This is a genomic window from Arachnia propionica, assembly GCF_003859805.1.
Taxonomy (GTDB): domain Bacteria; phylum Actinomycetota; class Actinomycetes; order Propionibacteriales; family Propionibacteriaceae; genus Arachnia; species Arachnia propionica_C.
Window position 1 is genome coordinate 86431 of the sequence record NZ_RQZG01000007.1, and the last position, 18616, is coordinate 105046.

An 18616-nucleotide genomic window follows, 5' to 3' on the forward strand; every position below is an offset into this window, starting at 1 on the left:
GCCACCAAGGATGACGTCCGTGCGCACGCCAGCCGCGTGCTCAACCGAGTGGGGCTTGGCTAGATCCTGATAGGCCCCGACGACGTGTTCGCCCGTGCCCTCCTGTCCAGCCACCCCGACGCTCCTCGGAAGCACGGGGTGGGTGTTGACGCCATCGTCGTCGCGCTCATCCCCGAATGGGGCACCCGCAACTTCCTCGTCCTACGCGAGGACGGGTCGGCCGACAACTGGTCGATCAAGAAGTGCATCACCAACCTGCGGCCCACTGGTCGCTCAACCGGAAGGAACAACAATGAGTGAGTCCACCCATCTTGACGAGCTGATCGCCGCTGAGCGCGCGAAGGCCAATGCCCGCATCGCGAAGCTCAAGCGCGATGCCGCTGCCGAGCAGCGCAGGGTCGACGCGAAGGTCGTCGAGCTGCTCCAGACTCAGTCGGCGGAGCTGTACCAGCGCTTGGCCAAGGAGGCTCGGTCGATCCTCGCCTCCGAGAAGGCGAAGCGCTCGGCCAAGGCGAAGCGGGCGGCAGAAGAGTCTGCCGCCGAGCCCGTCGCCACGACTGCCGACACCACCGAGCACAGCGAGGAGGTGAGGCAGCCGTGGAACGGGTGATCCCTCGTCGCGCGGTCCTTGGTGTGTCCTACCCCCCTCCGCCCGCAGGGAGCGAAGCGACTGAGGACGGAGGCCAGCGGATATTGGACGACACGAGCGAAGCGAAGTTGTCGGACAAGATCCCTGCTGGCCGTGTCACAGAACCCGCTCCCAGGTGCTCCAGCGCGGGGGCTGTGACTCCACGGGAGGCGCTCGACTCGCACCTTGATGTGCGCGTCTCCCGTGCTGAGCGCGATGCCGTCAGGCGTCGTGCGAAGGCACTCGGCGTCAAGCCGAGTGCATGGGCCAGGGCTGTCCTGCGCGACGCGCTGGACGACCGACGCCATGAGGTCGAGGCCTTGGCCGCGCAAGCGGTCGTGCCTCGGCCTCGTCCCGAGCTTGCTCGGGCGGTTGAGCAGCTTCGGCGAGTCGGGGTCAACCTGAACCAGACTCGCCGAGCTGGCGACGTCGTAGACGGCCACCTGCTGCTCGACGTGCTCAAGCAGGTCGACGCGGTGCGTGCTGCCCTTGGGGACGAGGTGGCGCTGTGAGCACGGTCAACGTCCAGGCATCCACGTCGGCGCGCGACGCGATCACCTACGCCTTGGTGGGCAAGGGGAAGCAGCGCGAGCAACACGAGAAGGACCGCACCACGCGCGCGGCCGCTCTTTCATCGTCGGTGTCGTCGGTCGAAGACTTCATCGCCCGTGCCGAGCAGCTCGCCCATGCCCACCATCGTCGCAACGAGCTGTACACCTACACGCAGAACTTCTCGCCGGATGAGTTCGACCTCAACAACCCCGACCATGTGCTCCGGGTCAACATGCTCGGTGTGCTCCTGGCCAAGCGCATGAACTCCGCCGACTACCTCGTGGTCACTCACGTCGACAGTGCGGGTGGGCACCTCCACAACCACATCTACGTCATCAACCACGACCAGTTGACCGGGAAGGCCCTCAAGCGCTGTACCTCGTGGACCCACGGTCTGCACCAGGTCAACGACGAGCTCATGCGCGCCGAGGGCTGCGAGGTGCTGCCCTCCCCCGAAGCCCCGAAGCCTGACTGGGACCTGCGTCGCCAGGCCTTCAAACCTGGTGGGTTCGAGCAGACCCTTGGCGACAAGGTGGCTGACGCGCTCATGGACCCCCGATCGGTCGACCGGGATGGGTTCGAGGAGGCCCTCGCCGAGCGGGGTGTCACTCTCGCGGAGACCGAGCGCGACGGATGGACCTACAAGATGCGCCGCACGGACAACAACAAGCTCGGGCGCAAGAAGGCTTCCGGCCTGTGCGACGAGTTCACGGCTTCGGGCGTGCAGCCCATCTTCGACTATCACCGCGCAAACGCAGAAAGGATCAACCATGAGCGTGCTGAAGAACTTGCAGGAGCAGCAGTCGAGTTCGCCGACGTCGAATCCCTCGATGTCGAGGCTCGACGCCATCGAGCAGCAGTTGACCAAGCTGACCACGGCAGTGAGCGAGCTGGCGCAGTACGTGAAGGTGATGGACGAAGCCCAGACGGGCAAGCTGACCGCGTTGACCTCGCAGCAGCGCGAGCAGCCCTCGAGGCCGCAGCTCGACGACGAGACGAGGAGCAGGATCGCCGAGATCGAAAAGACGCTCGCCGCCGTCGCATCGCAGCTGAGCAGCAGCGAAGCCGTGAAACTGCCCGACGGGTCGTCGGTGCGCAGGTCAGACTTGGATGCGCACTCGATGATGGCGAGGATCGAGAAGCAGCTCGCGACGACGGCCCAGAGTTCGGCTGAGCTCGCGGAGGCTGTGAAGAAGCGGGGTCGGGTGACTATCGACGTCGACAAGGTCAACGCGCACTTCGCCGGTCAGCTCGACGGGCGGCTCCAGAAGGCGCTGGAGCCCTCAGTCGCACGCCTTGAGCAAGCTCTCGACGGATTCGAGGCCCGGGTGGCTAACGTTGGCAGGCAGCGCGCTGTACAGGCCGTCCAGGAGGTCGAGGCAGTCGTTGCCAAGGCCGACGATGTGGTGGACGCTGTGAAGGCCGCTGAACGGCGTGTGGCCGCATTGGAGAGCAAGGTGACGTGGACTGCCGTCGGGCGCATGGGGCTGGCGCTACTGCCGTTGACCGCCGTGCTCCTCGTGATCGGCGGGCTCGTCGGGGGTGTGGCCTACGCCGCCGGGGTCGGTCCGCTTCTGGGCTGGGCCTGGGGTTCATTCTCGGGAACATCGGTGTGGTGGCAAAAGGCGCTCATCGCCATCGGGACGTTGGGCGGGCTGGCAGGGTTCGGTGCGCTCGTGTGGTGGTTGGCCCAGCGGCTCGGTGAGGACTTCCGGCACTGGTGATGAAAACAGAACCCCGCAGCCATCGGCTGCGGGGTTCTTGGATGTCAGAGGTCACGGAACACGAAAACACCGTACGCAGGCGCTGGGGCGTTGACGACGCTGAACTCCTGCTGCAGGTCGCGGGTCCATGCGTTCCAGTCGAAGTAGCGTTGGGCTTCCTCGGGCCAGCCGGTAGTCAGACCGATGTCGTCGGCGAGCTGTTCGGCATACTCGCGGAAGCTGTCCCACAGCCCGCAGTAGCACTCCTCGAAGTCGCTGAGGCACGGGATCTCGCCAGTACCCTCGGCAACGTACGCGCCTGAGCGCACCCAGGCGCACAGCGCTGGCCAGCGCTCGACCCCCACCTCGGTATAGACGCGCCCCCACTCAGCAGCCTCCAACAGATCCATCTCATGGTCGACGGGGAGGCAGTCCAGGTCGAGGCACCAGATCTCCTCACACCCCACGTACGGGCCGTCTGCGCCCTCGTGGATGGTCTCCAGGGTGATCTCGGCGACATCGGTGCATTCGACCCAGCAGCCGACGAGGCGGCCGGCGTTGTAGCAGTTCAAACAGGCGGCCCAGACGCGGGGCGCGATGTGAGTGGTGACGGTCATGGTGTTCTCCTCCAAGCAGTTCGGATGAGAACGGGGCCCGACCGGCCGTGCTCGGAGAATCAGCGCTTACACCGGACTCCCGCTCTCAGGAGGGCTCCCGGCGCCGCGTTGCGGTGCCTACTCGTGCAGCGCCAATCGCAGCCCCAGCGAGTCAGCGACCTTAAGCAATGTGGATGAGGAGACGGACTTGCCCGCTTCAAGGCGGGTCACCGTGAGGCGTGAAACTCCTGCGTGGGTGGCCAGTTCGGTCTGACTCCACCCGCGTGCCTTTCGAGCCTCGCGCACCTTCCGTGACAAGGGTGCTGCCCGGCCCCCGGTGTCAACCGTTGAAACAGACATGTCACTCCTCGTCGCCGACGACCCTGATCGAACCGTGGCGCCCTGTGAGCTGTGAAAGGGCTTGTTCCGCAGCGCTGACTGCCTCAGTTTCGAGGCGGTCGGCTTTGGCGGCCAAGTGGGTCGCCTCGTCGCTCAGATCCGCGATGGCGTCCTCCTGGGTTCGATCGAACCGCGGAATCGGGACTTGTCGAATGTCCTGGGGGTCCAGATGAGGCACTGAGGTGCCTGACGCGTAGCGGACCACACGTGGGCGTCCGTAGTCGACGTGGTTCAGCACGGTCTGGAGGTACCCGGTGCGGACCTTGGTCTGGTCAGGGACGATGCGGATGAGGTCATGGCTGCCGAAGACGTTGTCGTGATCCCCGGTGAGGACGGTGGTTCGTCCCAAGAGCCCATAGGTCTGCCCAGAGCAGGCCATGATGATCCATCCGGCCTTGAGCATGTAGCGCTCGGGATCGGGCAGCAGGGCAGAGTAGATGCGCTTGGTGACGGGCGGGTTCACGTCGAATAGTTCGCTGGCGGAGCGGTACGGGGTGCCGTTTGGGCCGAAGTATCGCTTGAAGCGGGAGCCCACGGACACCGACTCGACCAGGTCCTCCAGCGCCTCAACCGAGTTCGACGCGAGCTCGACGCGGTGTTCGAGCCAGACGACGTCAGCGCGATGGAACTGCCCCTCGATGCGGCGACGGCCGGACCAGATGTCTGAGGCTCGGATGGTCACCGTCGGGCTGTCGGGTGCGGGCGTGCCGCCTGGGTTGACCAGCTCGGCCAACATAGCGTCTGCTTTGGCCTGCAGTCGACGAGACGCCTGGCGCATCTCCAGCGCGTTCTTCGCATCCTGCCCGATGGCGTTTCGAGCGATGGCATCCGGCATGGCCACCGGCATCGCCAGCACGTGCTCCGGTTCCAGGTGCTTGATCATGTGGCCGTACTGGGAGCTGCGCGCGATGGCGAAGAACGTCGGCGTCTTCATGTAGGCGTACAGCCAGCCGTAGTCCTGTGGATTGTGGGGCACGATGCGCAGCAGGTCGTGGGTGATGACCTTGTTGAGGTGTTCGTCGTAGACAGCGGTCAGGCGACCCACCTCGCCGGAACACGAGAGCAGCAGCCAGTCACGCTCAAGGTAGCGGGTCTCCACAGCGGGCACCATCGCTTCTGCGAGCCATTTGCGCACTCGATGCTGACTCTCCAGGACCTGGCCGGCCGACAGGAACGGCAGACCCTTGCCCGGGTCGACGGGGTATCCCTTGAGCCGGGAGGGTTGCCACACCGCGGCGAGGTCGGACATGGGGACAGTCGACGGCACCGCCTCCAGCCCTTGACGCAGGCCGAAGCCATCGGTGAGGAAGGTGGATGCTTCCAGCCGTCGATCGCCTCCGGTGAGCATCTTCACGCTCACCGGTGCCCACAGCACGTCGGAGTTTATCGCCGGCCCGGCCGGCGCGAGGGCCTTGTTCAGAGCGTGCTCAGCCATGCCTTGAACTCCTTGGCGATGTCCTGGGTGTTGTCGTCGACCACGCGCTCCTTGGCGAGGTGCTGCTGCTCGTCGTCGTCGCCGTCCGCAGCTGTGGTGACCGCGTCGGCGGTCTCACGCACGATCTCGAAGCCCTGGTCGTCCCGCATGTAGACGGCGTTGCCGCGCTTGTCATGGCCGATCCGGTCACAGATGGCCATGAAGATCTCGTAGTCCTTGATCCTGCCTGCTGCGATCTCATCTCGGATCTGGCGCTCTGACTTGCGCTGCAGGACCAAGACGGAGGTCTGCACGCTGGTGCCGGGCTGGAAGGTGTCAGGGTGGAGGTCTACCGAGGCAAGGATGGTCGTGTGCGTGAGGATCCACTGGCGCACGAAGCCGAGGCCGGGGCTGCCCAGGATGCCGTCCGGCAGCACGAGCGCCGCGCGGCCGGTCCCAGACTTGAGAAGCTGCACACATCGCTCGATGAAGAGGATCTCCGGCGGCCGAGAGGTTGTCTTGGTCGTCTTCATCCAGGTGTCGGTGTCCTCGTCGTAGTCCCACTGGTGGCCGAGGTCGAACTGTTCCAGGATGGCCGGGTCATCGATGGGAATTTTCGAGCCGAACGGCGGGTTGGTGAGGATCACGTCGACCGCCCCCATCAGGTTGCGGGCACGCAGGTCATCGTTCCAGCGTGACGATGCGTCCAGTGAGTTGGCCTGGTACAGGCCACCGGAGCCGTCGTTGTTCATGACCATGTTCATCTTCGTGGCGCGCACGAGGTTGGGGTTGAAGTCCAGCCCCACGAGGTTGTGCTCCAGGAAGTATCGTTTGCGGTCACGGATCGACTCGTCCTGCAGCTGCCGGCTGCGTCCGGAAGCCCGCACCTCGGTCTTGATCGAGGAAACGACGTGGTTCATAGCGGCGATCAGGAAGCCACCGGTGCCACAGGCGGGGTCGAGGATGAGGTCCTTGTCGCTGGGGTCCAGCATCTCGACCATCATGTTGCAGACGTTGCGGGGGGTGAAGAACTCGCCTCGGTCCCCGCGCAGGTTGGAGCCCACCACCTCTTCGTAGGCCTTGCCCTTGACGTCGACGTCGGAGTCCAGCAGGGAGAACATCTGGAGCTGGGTCACGATGTAGGCCAACACCTTGTCTTCGAGCTCGATGGTCTCGTTGGCCTTGAAGATCTGCGAGTACTGACGCTTGACACTGTCGAACAGCTTGCCGATGCGGCTCGCGCATCGCATCAGCCCAGTAATATTCTGGCGCTCCTTGGGGGTGGCGTAGAACTGGGGGTCACTGGACTCACGCTCGTCCTGGATCTTGCAGAAGATGAGCTTGAGCAGCTCCCAGAAGGCCTCGGGCTTCTGCATGCCCTGGTTGCCCGCGATGTAACTGTGTGCACGCCGGAAGGCGAACAGCAGCGAGTCGGACGCCGCGGGTCGCAGCTGGTCAAAGCGCGGGGTGCCAGCCTCAGCGGTGTCCCCGCAGTGCGGGATGTCGGGGATCTCTACCGACACTCGGCTGCCGTTGCCGTCGGTATCGAACGCGAAGGAGGCCATGTCCTCGCCGTTGGTCCACATGCCAACCTCGACGTTGGGGCACGCAGCCATGTAGCTGAGCATCTGCTCGACCCCGTCCTTCTTCATCGAGGGGCGGATCTTGGCGCTCTTGCACTCGATGATGAGCCAGGCAGCCGCTTGAGTCTGCTCGGCGGGGCGCAGCCCGGGCGGGAACACGGCGATGTCGACACGGACGCGCTTGCTGCCGAACTTGATCGGGAACTCCACGCGGATGTCCTGCTTGGCGTAGCCGTACTCGCGCACCAAGGACTTCAGGATCTCTTGGCGGACATACTCCTCGGGAGTGTCCTGCCGAAGGGTGATGCCGTCAATGAAGTCGAGCACCTTCCCCGGTGGCACGATGGCCAAGCCACCATGCGGAGCGTCAACCTGGATCGTCATGGAGCGATTCTCTCTTCCTCATCCTGCAGCGGCACCCGACCGGGCAGCAAACCTCAATGTATCAAAACTGTTACATCCTGAGAAGGCGTCAAGGGCGAGCAAACAGCGAAGGCGCTTCACATCTCGCCAGTCGCAACCGCGCCACCAAAGTCGACGTCGACCGATGCTGGATCGAAGCCCTTGCGCCCGCGGGGCTGCGGGTAGAGTGTCACCGTGGCGAGCGTGTCGATGACCTGCCGCTGAACCTCGAGAGGTGCCTCGCGGAACGCCGCCGCCGGGTCCTCAGTTCCCAAGATCGGGGCCAGCACCCCGCCCCGACCTCGCAGCAGGCGCTCAGCCTCAAGCTCCGCGATCCGAGCCTCCGCCGCTTCGCGAATGCGCTTGAGGTCGCGGCCCTCGATCACTTCAGCGTCGTAGTCCCGCTGCGCCCGAAGGATACGACCGCGTTGCTCAGCGATGGAGGCGCTGATTCCTGAAGTGTCTGGGGCCTTGTCGCTCGTCTTGTGCTTGGCGAGGGCGTCCGGCTGACCGAGCCGACCAGCGATGACCTCGGTAACGAACTCGTCGATGTGGCTGCCTGTTCGCATCACATGCCCCGCGCAGCGGTATCCGCGTGGCGCTCCCGTCACCTTGCCGCCACACACAGCGCATCGGTACAGGCCGGAGCCCAGGTGCTTGCGCTTGGTCGAGCCCGAGGTGTTCGTGACCCGCTCGGTGTTGTCGAGGATGTCCTGGGCACGCCACCAGGTCTCGTCGTCGACGATGGCTTCCCACTGCCCCCGGATGGGCTCGCCTGCGTCGTCACGAAGGATCTGCGCACGCCAGGAGCGCCGACGACCACCGTCGGCTTGTGCGGTCTTCGGCGTATAGGTGGACATCCGCGCGTACCGGGGGTTCCGCAGGATGCCCAGCACGGTCGAGGGGCTCCACGGGCCGTCAGGTTCGATGGGGCGGGGCTCCTTGCCCGCGGCGAGCCTTCGCTCAGCCCGCTCGGAGGACACCACGTGGGAGTGCTTGGGCCGGGGCGAGATCCCTTTGATCTCCTGCGTGCCGCTGAGGGCACGCGCAAGCGAGCGCAGGGACTCCGGGTGTGCGGGCCGCGTGAACAGGGTGTAGATCGCCTGGACCGCTTGTGCTTCGTCGGGAAGGACATCGCCGTTGGTCGCGTAGCCAAGCGGCCTCATACCCTTGGGAGCGCGGCCTTGCTTAGCGCGTTGCAGCTGCGCCGCCGACTGGCGCGCGCCCTTGCGCTCCATCTCGGCCCGGGCGACGGCGGCCTTGATGCGGGCGTACATGCGCCCGCCATCCGTGGACAGGTCGGCGTCGCCGTTAGCGGTGACGAGAGCAAGCCCGTTGAGCTCGGCCGCGTCGATCCAGTCCTCAAGCTGGCGGGGCTGACGAGTTAGCCGGTCGAGGTCATAGCAGATGATCGCGGTAAACCGACCCGCCTTATAGTCGGCCACCATGCGGTCGTAGTCGGGCCGCGACTTCGTCCTGTCAGTGGCGCTCTTCGACTGGTCGACGTAGGTCTCGACGACCTCCCACTGACGATACTTAGCCAGGGCCTCACACTGCTCGCGTTGCCGGTCGATGGCCAAGCCATCCATCTCCCTGTCTTGAGAGATGCGCAGATAGATGGCCGCCTTGCGGGACGTGGCGAGGGGATGACTCATGCCACCAGTTTACTTCTTAGAAGTTAGTCCTGTCCTGAACTCGACCACGTCGCCGTCGGCCATGACGTAGTCCTTGCCCTCGAGGCGCAGCTTGCCCGCAGCCTTGGCCGCGGCCTCGGAACCCGCCTCGACGAGGTCGTCGAAGCTCACGACCTGGGCCTTGATGAAGCCCTTCTGGAAGTCGGTGTGGATGACGCCCGCCGCCTCGGGTGCCGTCGCCCCCTGCGGGATCGTCCAGGCCCTGGCCTCCTTCGGCCCCGCTGTGAGGTAGGACTGCAGGCCGAGGGTCGCGTAGCCGACGCGCGCCAGGACGTCGAGGCCCGGCTCCTCCACCCCCATCTCCTCGAGGAAGGCGCGCCCCTCCTCCTCGTCCATCTCCACCAGCTCCGACTCGAACTTCGCGTCCAGGAAGATGGCCTCCGCCGGGGCCACCACCTCGCGCATCCGTGCCTTGAGCTCCTCGTCCGCCAACTCGTCCTGGTCGCAGTTGAAGACGTAGATGAACGGCTTGGCGGTCAGGAGGAACAGATCCCTCAGGTGTTCCAGCTCCAGGCCCGAGCCATGCACCCGCTTCCCGGACTCCAGCACCTGCACCGCCGCCTGCATCGCCTCCAGCTTCGGGCGCGACTCCTTCTTGATCCGCGCCTCCTTCTCCACGCGCGGCAGCGCCTTCTCCAGGGTCTGCAGATCAGCCAGGATCAGCTCGGTGGTGATGGTGTCGATGTCCCCCGCCGGGTCCACCTTCCCGTCGACGTGGGTGACGTCCTCATCCTCGAACACCCGGGTCACCTGGCAGATCGCGTCGGCCTCACGGATGTTGGCCAGGAACGCGTTGCCCATGCCCTCACCCTTCGAGGCCCCCCGCACGATGCCCGCGATGTCCACGAAACTCACCGTCGCAGGCAGGATCCGCGCCGACCCGTAGATCTCGGCCAGCACCGGCAGCCGCGCATCGGGCACCCCGACGACGCCGACGTTCGGCTCGATCGTCGCGAACGGGTAGTTCGCCGCCAGCACGTTGTTGCGGGTCAGCGCGTTGAACAGGGTCGACTTGCCGGCGTTGGGGAGACCGACGATTCCAATGGTGAGAGCCACGAGGCGGGATTCTACGGCACACCCCACACGATGACCGCACGAACACCGGCGCGACACGATTTACGCTCGACTTGCATAACCGAATTCATCTGGGTTAGGCTCGCCTCAGTGAACGACGTCGGAGACGTGTTCCGCGTCGGGAACAGGTGTTCAGGACCACCGCACGCGCGCTATGCCACAAGCGCCCCGCAGGCCCGCCGCGCCGCTCTTCTCTCTCCTTGGGGCGGAACGCGGCGGGTCTGCACTGTCTCACCCCGCCAGGTAGACCCGCAGCGCGCGGCTGAGATGATGCGGGTCGTCAGCCCCACACAGCTCCCGGGCCGAGTGCATCGACAACAACCCGATGCCGACGTCGACGGTGGTGAGCCCGAGCCGGGTCGCGGTGATGGGACCGATGGTCGACCCGCACGGCATCGCGTTGTTGGAGACGAACCTCTGGTGCGGGATCCCCGCCCGTTCACAGGCCTGCACCCACAGCGCCTCCCCGACGGCGTCCGTCGCGTACCGCTGATTGGCATTGACCTTGAGCATCGGTCCGGCATTCGGGCCGAGCTCGATGCGCGGATCGTGGTGCTGCGGGTAGTTCGGGTGCACCAGGTGCCCGGCATCCGCCGAGATGCAGGAACCCCGCGCGATCAGCGCCTTGAACCCGTCGACCCCCAATCCCGCGACGGCGGCGATGCGCTCCAGCACATCCGCCAGGAACGGCCCGGCTGCCCCCGTCGAGGTCTCGGACCCGACCTCCTCGTGGTCGAAGGTGGCGAAGAGGACCAGATCATCGCCATCCCCGAGGTCCTCGACGGCGGCCAGGCCCGCGTGCGTGCTGGAGAGGTTGTCCAACCGCCCGCTGGCGAACAACTCCCCACCCAACCCGATCCGGGCCGGGGCCTGGGAGTCGAAGGTGAACAGGTCATGCCCGACGACCTCCTCGGGCGCGACCCCGGCCTGCTCGGCCAGCGCCTCCAGCACCCCCACCCCGGTCTCCAGTCCGACGACGGGCTGGGTGTGGGCCTGGCGGTCGAGCTTCAACCCGTCGTTCACGCCACGGTCGAGGTGGATGGCCAGCTGCGGCACCCGTGCCACACCGGCCAGCCGAACCAGGTGCGTGGCACCGTCGCGGCTGAGCAGACGTCCGGCGATGCCGAGGTCGCGATCCAGCCACGAGTTGATCAGCATCCCGCCGTAGATCTCGACGGCCAGCTGCCGCCACCCACACGCGGTGAACTCCACGTCCGGCTTGACCTTGAACGCCGGGGAGTCGGTGTGGGCGCCGACGACGCGCAGTCCGGTGGTGTCGTCGAACCGCTCCGGCTGCCGCCACGCGATCACCGCTCCCCCACGCACGACGAAGAACCGGCCCGCCCCGGCCGGGAAGGCCCCCTTCTCGTCGACCTGCGTGAAACCCGCCGTCGTCAGCCGGGAAGCGACGGTGTGGGCGGCGTGGAAGCTGGTGGGCGAGTCGAGAACGAACTGGGCGAGATCGTCGAGATGCGATGCGGAATCGGTGAACATGGCTCCATTCAACCAGCCGCAGTCACTGCCACCACCGTCGCAACCCATCGAGACGGCACAACATCTCGACGGCCTCCGGGGCACGCCTGTCTCCCGGAACCAGCGCCCCCGGGAGCACCCGGGTGCGCCCCGAATCCTCCACGACAACCACCTGCCGACTCCGAAGCATCGTGTGCATGGAGCTCTCGCCCACCCTCGTGAGCTGTCCCCGGCACCACACCGCGAAGCCACGCACCCGGTGCCAGGGAATGGTCCGACGCCAGAACACCCGCGAGATGTGGACCCCGTCGTCGCCGATGCGGGTCTCCCCGAAGAGGAGGCTGATCAGGAACACCACCACACCCAGGCTGCCCCCGGCGACGATCAGGAACCAGATCATGAGGGCGGTGGGAAACCCGGGGAACCCCTTGCCCACGGCGAGGAGGATCCCTGCCATGTGGCCAAGCACCCCGGCCACCAGGAAGATGACCATCGTGCAGAGCGCCTTGAACCACACAGGTGTCCGGAACACCTGCTCGCTCCCTGCGGACAACGGGATGCGGTCGGCGTCATGACGACGCACGACCTCACTGACGTCAAGGGGCTGTCCCGACGCGATGCCGAGCACTGCACCGTCGGGCAGCACCGCCACGTGACGTCCTGGCCTGAGCGGCGCGAACCGGTACCCGAGATGATCGACGGCGCTGCCGTCCGCCGGCCAGCCGCGCCCCCGGTGCACCACGGACTCGTCGATGGCCATGAAGGCCGTTCCCTGCCCGGTCGAGATCCGCTGGCCGATCACCTGGGCGGCCGCGTACGCCTCCTCCTGTCCCGCCTCGGGCGGCAGGATCAGGGCCAGGGTCTCGACCTTCTTCGTGAGGTAGTCCAAGGAGTCGATGATGATCCCCAGATCGGCCTGCCACCACAGGGCCCCACCCGCCATGAACTCGGCATGGCTGCGACGAACCCGCCTCCGCTGCATGACGGCGGGGACGACGATCCCGAGCAGGCAGCCGACGGCGGTCAAGGAGCTCACCACCGCGATGATCAGCATCGGCGGCGTCGCGAAGGAGAACCGGCCACCCGCCGCGGAGAGGATCAGGATCACCGGCACCCACATCGCGCCGGCGGCCAGGGAGGACAGCACGAAACCGATCCACAGGATCACCAGCCGACCACACGGACGACGCCGGTCCCACGCATTCCTCATGAAGAAACCACGATCCTGCACCTGGGTGTTCAGTTCTCCCGGATTCAACCCCATGGCCTCATTCTTCACATGGGTGGGGTCATTCCACGAGACATCTGGGATGCAGCCGTCACCTGCGCCCCGTCGCTCTGATGGCGGCAGCAAGGAGCTTCCGCACCGAATGGGTGTTCACCCAGCGTGGCACCTCACGTCGATACTGCTCGAAGTCGTCCGCGAAGGCCTCGGCCAGTGCCGCTTCCTCCTCCGGGATCTGGAGACGATCGATGACCAGGCCGAACGCTGCAGCCGGGAGAAGTGCGACGGCCGACCTGCGGAGCAGGGCGTGAGCGACCAGTGCACTCGTCATCCCGACGTACATCGGATTGCGGGTCACCTGGTTCGGCCCACTGGTCACCAAGGACCTCACAGCGCCGACATCGACCGGATCAACGGTGGTGCGCTGTGCCCGAAACCTGAGGACGCTGCCGCCGATCAGCCACGCTGCCGCGGCCCACCATGGTGTGCTCGCCGCAGCTGAGCCCCAGGTGCCCTTCTGCCCTCTGCAGATCCCGTGCTGCACTGTGGCCGCAGCCAGCAGCAGCACCACCGGGGGAATCCTCACAGTCCACTCCTGTCACCAAGAACCGGTCCACTCTCGCAGAGTATCCACCATCCCACAAACCCGCGGCATGGGATCGTCGGGTCCGCTGCGGAGGATCACTGCCGCGCACGTCGGAACTCATCGAGCTGGCACAGTCGCTCAACGACCCATTGAGGCCGCGCCTGTCGTCGGCGACTCCGGTACTCCAGTCCCGACAACCTCCTGGCCCGACCGCTCCGATCGACCACGACGATCTGGTACAGGTAGCCAACGTTCCCGTGGTGCTCCGAGCCCCAGTTGGACTCATTCGACCGATCACTCGTCCCGCTGCGCATCACGCCGAAACCCCGTACCTGGTTCCACGGCAGCGACCATCGATGCAGCGGGCTCATCATGTGGATCCCCTCGGTGGCGACGAGGGTCTTGGCGAACAAGCTGTTCAGCACATACACCAGCAAGGGGATCAGGGCCGCGGGTATGGTCCAGGAAATGACCCGGAAGAACACGCCGGAGGATGTGCTGAACGAGCGCCACAGGCTGTGGCTGCCAAAGGCCATGAAAGCGATGCAGACCAGGACCGCCAGCTTGGCCAGGACGGACTGACGGAAGACCATCTCGCCACCGGAGCACCTGAACTGTGGCTTCCTGCCCTGCTCCTGCACGATCCCGCTGACGTCCAGCGGCTGTCCCACCCCCGGGTCGATGCCGAGAGCCGCACCGTCGGGCAGCACCGCAACGTAGCGTCCCGGGCCCATCGGGGCGAACCGGTGCCCGAGGTCGTCAACCCCGACCCCATGCCTCGGCCAGTCCCGTCCGGTCTGCACCAGGGTGCTCTCGACGGCCATGAAGGATGTCCCTCGGGCCGCAGCGATCCGTTGCCCGATCACCGCTGCCGCCTGCTGTGCCTGATCCTCTGACGCGTCGAGCGGCAGGATCAGTCCCAGCATGGCTACCTGCTTCGACTCGTTGTCCACCGCATCGATGACGATCCCGAGATCGGCCTGCCAGCACAGTTCACCCCCTTCCTGGAAGGCAACGTAATCGCCACGCCTCCAGAACAGACGCCCGATGGCCGGTACCACGAGCACGAGCAGGCAGATGACGGAGACGATGCCAAGGAGCAACATCCCGAACAGCAGCGACACCCCCGTGTCGAAGTACGCATTCCCCTTCGGTCCCGAGTTGTTCGGAAGGTCCCGCAGCATCAGGTGCAGCGCGACCGCTCCCGAAAGGGACAGCAGGAACAGGACCGCCGACACCACGACGGTGGTTCGGGAGCGTCTCCGTCTGCCCACGTGCCGCTTGAAGAAGCCGGGATCACGCAGTTGGGTGAGCAGGTGGTCCGCGTTCGGGTCCATGGCCCCATTCTTCACACCCATGGGTTCACCCCTGTCGTGAAAAAAATGTCAGACCCACCTGCAACCCTTGGACCATGAGCATCACTTCCCTGATCCTGGCCCTGGCAGCCCTCCTGGTGGGGGCGGCGCTGGGATACCTCGCTGCCCGCTCCGGCCTCCACTCCCGCGCGGTCAGGGCGGAGGCGGAACGCGACGCGGCCCTGCAGCGCGCCGTCGACATCGCGGAGGACCGCTCCCGGATGGCGCTGGAGTTCCGTTCGATGTCGGCGGATGCATTGGAGAAGCAGACCCGGCTGTCCGACGAGGCCACCGACCAGCGGCTGGCCCCGGTGAACGAGGCCCTCCGGTTGCTGCAACACCGACTGATGGAGGTGGAGCAGCAGCGCGCCAGCCTGTCGGCCGAACTGCGGACCCAGGTGGAGGGGGTGCGGCAGTCCTCCGAGGCGGTGCGCAAGGAGGCGCAGTCGTTGGCGACGGCGCTGCGGAATCCTCAGGTGCGGGGCACCTGGGGCGAGACCTCACTCAAACGGATCGTGGAGATCTCCGGTCTGGTGGAGCACTGCCACTTCGAGACCCAGACCAGCTACACCACCGAGGACGGCCATCGGTTGCGCCCGGACATGCGGGTGGATCTCGCCGACGGGCGCGCGGTCTTCGTCGACTCCAAGGTGCCGTTGGCTGCGATCATCGAGGCCTGTCAGGCCGAGACGGAGGAGGAGCGCAGCGCCCAGCTGCGTCGTTTCTCACGCCACATCCGCACCCACATCGATCAGCTCTCAGGCAAGGAGTACTGGGCCCTGGATGCCGGTAGCCCGGAATTCGTCGTGCTGTTCCTCGGCAGCGACGAGTTCTACCGGCTGGCCCTCGATCAGGAACCCGGGCTCCACGAGTACGCGGCTGCACGTCGGATCACGCTGGCCGGGCCGGGGCTGCTCATCCCGTTGCTGCGGACCATCTCCCACGGCTGGCGGCAGTCACGTCTGGCGGAGTCCGCGGCCCAGGTCAGTGCGCTGGGACGGGAGTTGCACTCCCGGCTGTCGACTCTGGGAGCCCACTTCGACAAGCTCGGCAGTTCTCTCGGCACGGCGGTACGCAGTTACAACGCAGCCGTGGGTGCCCTGGAGTCACGGGTGCTGGTGACGGCTCGTCGTCTCGAGGCACTGCAGGTGGCCACCGATGAGTTGCCACAGCCCCGCGCCGTGGAGGAGGGGGTGAGGCAACCGGTCGCCGCCGAGCTGGTGGGTGAGGCGGCAACCGAGCACAATGGGACACCGTGACCACACTGCCCGAACTCGCCGCCCTGGTCCCCGACGCCCGTCTGAGGCTGACCGGGGTCGCACGCCAGACCCCCGTGGAGATCAACCTGCGCCTGACGGAGGCCACCGGCTCCGAGATCTGGGTCAAGCGGGAGGACCTGCAGCCGGTGCGTTCCTACAAGCTGCGCGGGGCCTACAACCTCATGGCGCAGCTGAGCGACGAGGCTCACGCGGCCGGGGTGGTGTGCGCCTCGGCGGGCAACCACGGGCAAGGGGTGGCGTTCGCCGCGGCAGCTCTGGGGATGACGGCCACCGTCGTGGTGCCGACCACGACACCTCGGCAGAAGCGGCAGCGCATCCAGGCACTGGGCCGGGGCCATGCGGAGCTGCTGCTGGAGGGTTCCACCTACGATCAGGCCTCGGAGGCGGCGGCTCGGCTGGCTGCCGAGCGCGGCAGCACCGTCGTGCCGGCCTTCAACGACCCCCGGACGGCCGCCGGTCAGGCCACGGCCATCGCCGAGGCCATCGAGCAGCTGGGGTTCGTCCCGGATGTGGTGGTCCTGCCGGTGGGTGGCGGTGGTCTCCTGGCCGGAGCCGCATCCTGGCTCAGGACCCACCATCCGGAGGTGCGGATCGTCGGGGTGGAGCCCGACGGCGCCCCCTGCGTGGCAGCTGCGATCTCGGCGGGGCGCCCGTTCGCCCTGACCACCATCGACACCTTCGTCGACGGTGCCGCGGTCAGCCGGGTGGGCGACTTCACCTTCGAGATCATCCGTCAGGCGGATGTCGAACTGACCCGGGTACCGGAGGGCCAGGTGTGCTCCGAGATGCTGGCGATGTACCAGAGTGACGGCATCATCGCCGAACCCGCCGGGGCCCTGGCGGCCTCCTGCCTGCCGACCGGCGGGGTCGGTCCGAGGATCCACCTCCCCCACGGCTCGAAGGTGCTCAGCATCGTCTCCGGTGGCAACAACGACGTCTCCCGCTACGCGGAGGTGGTGGAGCGTTCCCTGGTGCACGAGGGCCGCAAGCACTACTTCCTGGTGGAGTTCCCGCAGGAGCCGGGGGCACTGCGTCGGTTCCTCGACGACGTGCTCGGCCCCGAGGACGACATCACCTACTTCGAGTACGTGAAACGCTCCAGCCGTGAGGTGGGCCCGGCCCTGGTGGGGGTGGAGCTGAGCAACCCGGGCGACTACCGCTTCCTCATGGATCGCATCGCCGAGTGCGGCATGCAGGTCTCCGAGGTCGACTCCACCAGCCCGTACTTCCGCTTCCTGGTCTGACAGGATCACGAGCCGCGGCGCGCCCCGCCCTGCGCCACGAGGTCGAGCACCCGCACGTCGCCCTTGGGAAGGACCGATCATGGCGTACACGAACCGCCGCTCTGCTTCCCTGAGCCCGCCGATGACAACGCTGCCATGGAAGCAGGACGGCGGTTCGCGACCCTGGCAGTTTCGCCTGTCTCGTCCTGGCGTCAGCCACCCTGACCCACGAGGCCCGTTCCAGCAACAGCGGAGCAACCTACCCAGATCCGCTGTTACCGCCTGCCAGAACACGCCTCCGCTTCTTCTCCGTTGGCCGAACCAGAGCGTGAGCACCAGCGAGCCATCCGAGACCAGACCTCTGCCCACGCTGCAGGACCTCGACTTGAGGGGGAATCCCACGGTGTCTCGGCACGGGCCTCCGCAAGCTACGTCAGGTCGTGCTTCTTGATGGCGCGGCGCAGTTCGGGTGGCAGCGCGAAGGTGAGGTTCTCCTCCGTCAGGCGCTCCTCCTCCGCCTTCGGGAAGCCCCGTTCCTCCAGGTGGTCGAGCACCCCCTGGACCAGTTCATCGGGCACCGAGGCACCGGAGGTGACACCGACGGTCTCCACCCCGTCGAGCCACTCGGGCCGGATCTCTGAGGCGTAGTCGATGCGCTCGGAGCGCTTCGCCCCGGCCTCGAGCGCGACCTCCACGAGCCGCACCGAGTTCGACGAGTTGCGCGAACCCACCACGATCATGAGATCCACCTTCGGCGCGATCTGCTTGACCGCCAGCTGCCGGTTCTGGGTGGCGTAGCAGATGTCGTCCGACGGCGGGTCCTGCAACAACGGGAACCGGGTCCGCAGCCGGGAGACGGTCTCCATGGTCTCGTCGACGCTCAGCGTGGTCTGCGACAGCCACACCAGGGGCTTGTCGGTGGGCATGTCGAGGTGGTCCACGTCGTCGGGATGCTCCACCAGGGTGGTCCGCTCCGGGGCCTCCCCCATCGTGCCCTCGACCTCCTCGTGTCCCGCGTGACCGATGAGCAGGATGTCGGTGTCCTGGCTGGCGAACCGCTTGGCCTCCCGGTGCACCTTGGTCACCAGCGGGCAGGTGGCATCGATGGTGCGCAGCTCCCGCCGGGCGGCCTCCTCGTGCACCGCCGGAGAGACCCCGTGGGCGGAGAAGACCACCAGGGCATCGGTGGGCACCTCGTCGAGCTCGTCGACGAAGATCGCCCCGCGCTGCTCCAGCGTCGAGACCACGTGCTTGTTGTGCACGATCTGCTTGCGCACGTACACGGGCGGGCCGTAGGTCTCCAGCGCCTTCTCGACGGTGACGACGGCGCGGTCGACCCCCGCGCAGTAGCCCCGGGGGGCCGCGACGATGACCCGCTTGGTGTTGCTCATGCGTGACAGTGTACGAGAGGTGACGAACCTGACCGCGT

At 66.6% G+C, this 18616-nt stretch carries 17 protein-coding genes and 1 pseudogene; 7 read left to right on the plus strand and 11 right to left on the minus strand.

Annotated elements, in window-relative coordinates:
- Positions 1-84 precede the first annotated feature (84 nt).
- From EII34_RS07600 to EII34_RS16520, 5 genes and pseudogenes are all read left to right on the plus strand, one after another.
- The gene (locus EII34_RS07600; RefSeq protein ID WP_221620231.1) at positions 85-300 is read left to right on the plus strand and encodes a DCL family protein; all 216 of its coding nucleotides are present in this window, start codon (positions 85-87) and stop codon (positions 298-300) included.
- Complete coding sequence (locus EII34_RS07605) at positions 293-610, plus strand: hypothetical protein (RefSeq protein WP_124844538.1); 318 nt, start codon at positions 293-295, stop codon at positions 608-610. The genes EII34_RS07600 and EII34_RS07605 overlap by 8 nt, the downstream gene beginning before the upstream one ends.
- Positions 611-783: 173 nt before the next feature.
- On the plus strand, positions 784-1140 hold the full coding sequence (locus EII34_RS07610) for a plasmid mobilization protein (RefSeq protein ID WP_260425084.1): 357 nt from the start codon (positions 784-786) through the stop codon (positions 1138-1140).
- A gap of 128 nt (positions 1141-1268) precedes the next feature.
- Positions 1269-1553 (plus strand): annotated as a pseudogene (locus EII34_RS16805) (relaxase/mobilization nuclease domain-containing protein); the annotation flags it as partial.
- 397 nt (positions 1554-1950) lie between these two features.
- Positions 1951-2904, plus strand: a complete 954-nt coding sequence (locus tag EII34_RS16520; RefSeq protein ID WP_124844542.1) for a hypothetical protein — start codon at positions 1951-1953, stop codon at positions 2902-2904.
- Positions 2905-2948: 44 nt separating this feature from the next.
- On the opposite strand, the gene EII34_RS07625 is transcribed toward EII34_RS16520, so the two are convergent.
- The 10 genes from EII34_RS07625 to EII34_RS07670 form a co-directional block, all read right to left on the minus strand.
- Positions 2949-3500 carry an antirestriction protein ArdA gene (locus EII34_RS07625; RefSeq protein ID WP_124844544.1) on the minus strand — a complete coding sequence of 184 codons (552 nt, stop codon included), beginning with the start codon at positions 3498-3500 and terminating at the stop codon, positions 2949-2951.
- Between the two features lie 117 nt (positions 3501-3617).
- On the minus strand, positions 3618-3839 hold the full coding sequence (locus tag EII34_RS16810; RefSeq protein ID WP_124844546.1) for a helix-turn-helix transcriptional regulator: 222 nt from the start codon (positions 3837-3839) through the stop codon (positions 3618-3620).
- A gap of 1 nt (position 3840) precedes the next feature.
- Complete coding sequence (locus EII34_RS07635) at positions 3841-5313, minus strand: restriction endonuclease subunit S domain-containing protein (protein WP_124844548.1); 1473 nt, start codon at positions 5311-5313, stop codon at positions 3841-3843.
- A complete protein-coding gene (locus EII34_RS07640; protein WP_124844550.1) occupies positions 5295-7259 on the minus strand; it encodes an N-6 DNA methylase in 1965 nt (654 codons plus the stop codon). The genes EII34_RS07635 and EII34_RS07640 overlap by 19 nt, the downstream gene beginning before the upstream one ends.
- A gap of 116 nt (positions 7260-7375) precedes the next feature.
- Positions 7376-8932: a recombinase family protein gene (locus tag EII34_RS07645; protein ID WP_124844552.1), complete on the minus strand. Its 1557-nt coding sequence runs from the start codon at positions 8930-8932 to the stop codon at positions 7376-7378.
- 9 nt (positions 8933-8941) lie between these two features.
- Entirely contained in the window at positions 8942-10027 is a 1086-nt protein-coding gene (ychF, locus tag EII34_RS07650; RefSeq protein ID WP_124844554.1) for a redox-regulated ATPase YchF, read from the minus strand.
- A gap of 249 nt (positions 10028-10276) precedes the next feature.
- The gene (locus tag EII34_RS07655) at positions 10277-11539 is read right to left on the minus strand and encodes a M18 family aminopeptidase (RefSeq protein ID WP_124844556.1); all 1263 of its coding nucleotides are present in this window, start codon (positions 11537-11539) and stop codon (positions 10277-10279) included.
- Positions 11540-11561: 22 nt separating this feature from the next.
- On the minus strand, positions 11562-12782 hold the full coding sequence (locus EII34_RS07660) for a hypothetical protein (protein ID WP_124844558.1): 1221 nt from the start codon (positions 12780-12782) through the stop codon (positions 11562-11564).
- A gap of 55 nt (positions 12783-12837) precedes the next feature.
- Positions 12838-13329 (minus strand): methyltransferase family protein, encoded by a 492-nt coding sequence (locus EII34_RS07665; protein ID WP_124844560.1) that lies wholly within the window; start codon positions 13327-13329, stop codon positions 12838-12840.
- 95 nt (positions 13330-13424) lie between these two features.
- Positions 13425-14666 carry a hypothetical protein gene (locus EII34_RS07670; RefSeq protein ID WP_124844562.1) on the minus strand — a complete coding sequence of 414 codons (1242 nt, stop codon included), beginning with the start codon at positions 14664-14666 and terminating at the stop codon, positions 13425-13427.
- A gap of 74 nt (positions 14667-14740) precedes the next feature.
- On the opposite strand from EII34_RS07670, the gene EII34_RS07675 reads away from it, so the two are divergent.
- Both EII34_RS07675 and ilvA read left to right on the plus strand, forming a co-directional pair.
- Positions 14741-15943 carry a DNA recombination protein RmuC gene (locus EII34_RS07675; protein WP_185711225.1) on the plus strand — a complete coding sequence of 401 codons (1203 nt, stop codon included), beginning with the start codon at positions 14741-14743 and terminating at the stop codon, positions 15941-15943.
- The gene (gene ilvA, locus EII34_RS07680) at positions 15940-17208 is read left to right on the plus strand and encodes a threonine ammonia-lyase IlvA (RefSeq protein WP_185711226.1); all 1269 of its coding nucleotides are present in this window, start codon (positions 15940-15942) and stop codon (positions 17206-17208) included. Before EII34_RS07675 ends, ilvA begins: the two co-directional genes overlap by 4 nt.
- Before the next feature lie 407 nt (positions 17209-17615).
- On the opposite strand, the gene EII34_RS07685 is transcribed toward ilvA, so the two are convergent.
- A complete protein-coding gene (locus tag EII34_RS07685; protein WP_124844564.1) occupies positions 17616-18578 on the minus strand; it encodes a 4-hydroxy-3-methylbut-2-enyl diphosphate reductase in 963 nt (320 codons plus the stop codon).
- Positions 18579-18616: the final 38 nt, after the last annotated feature.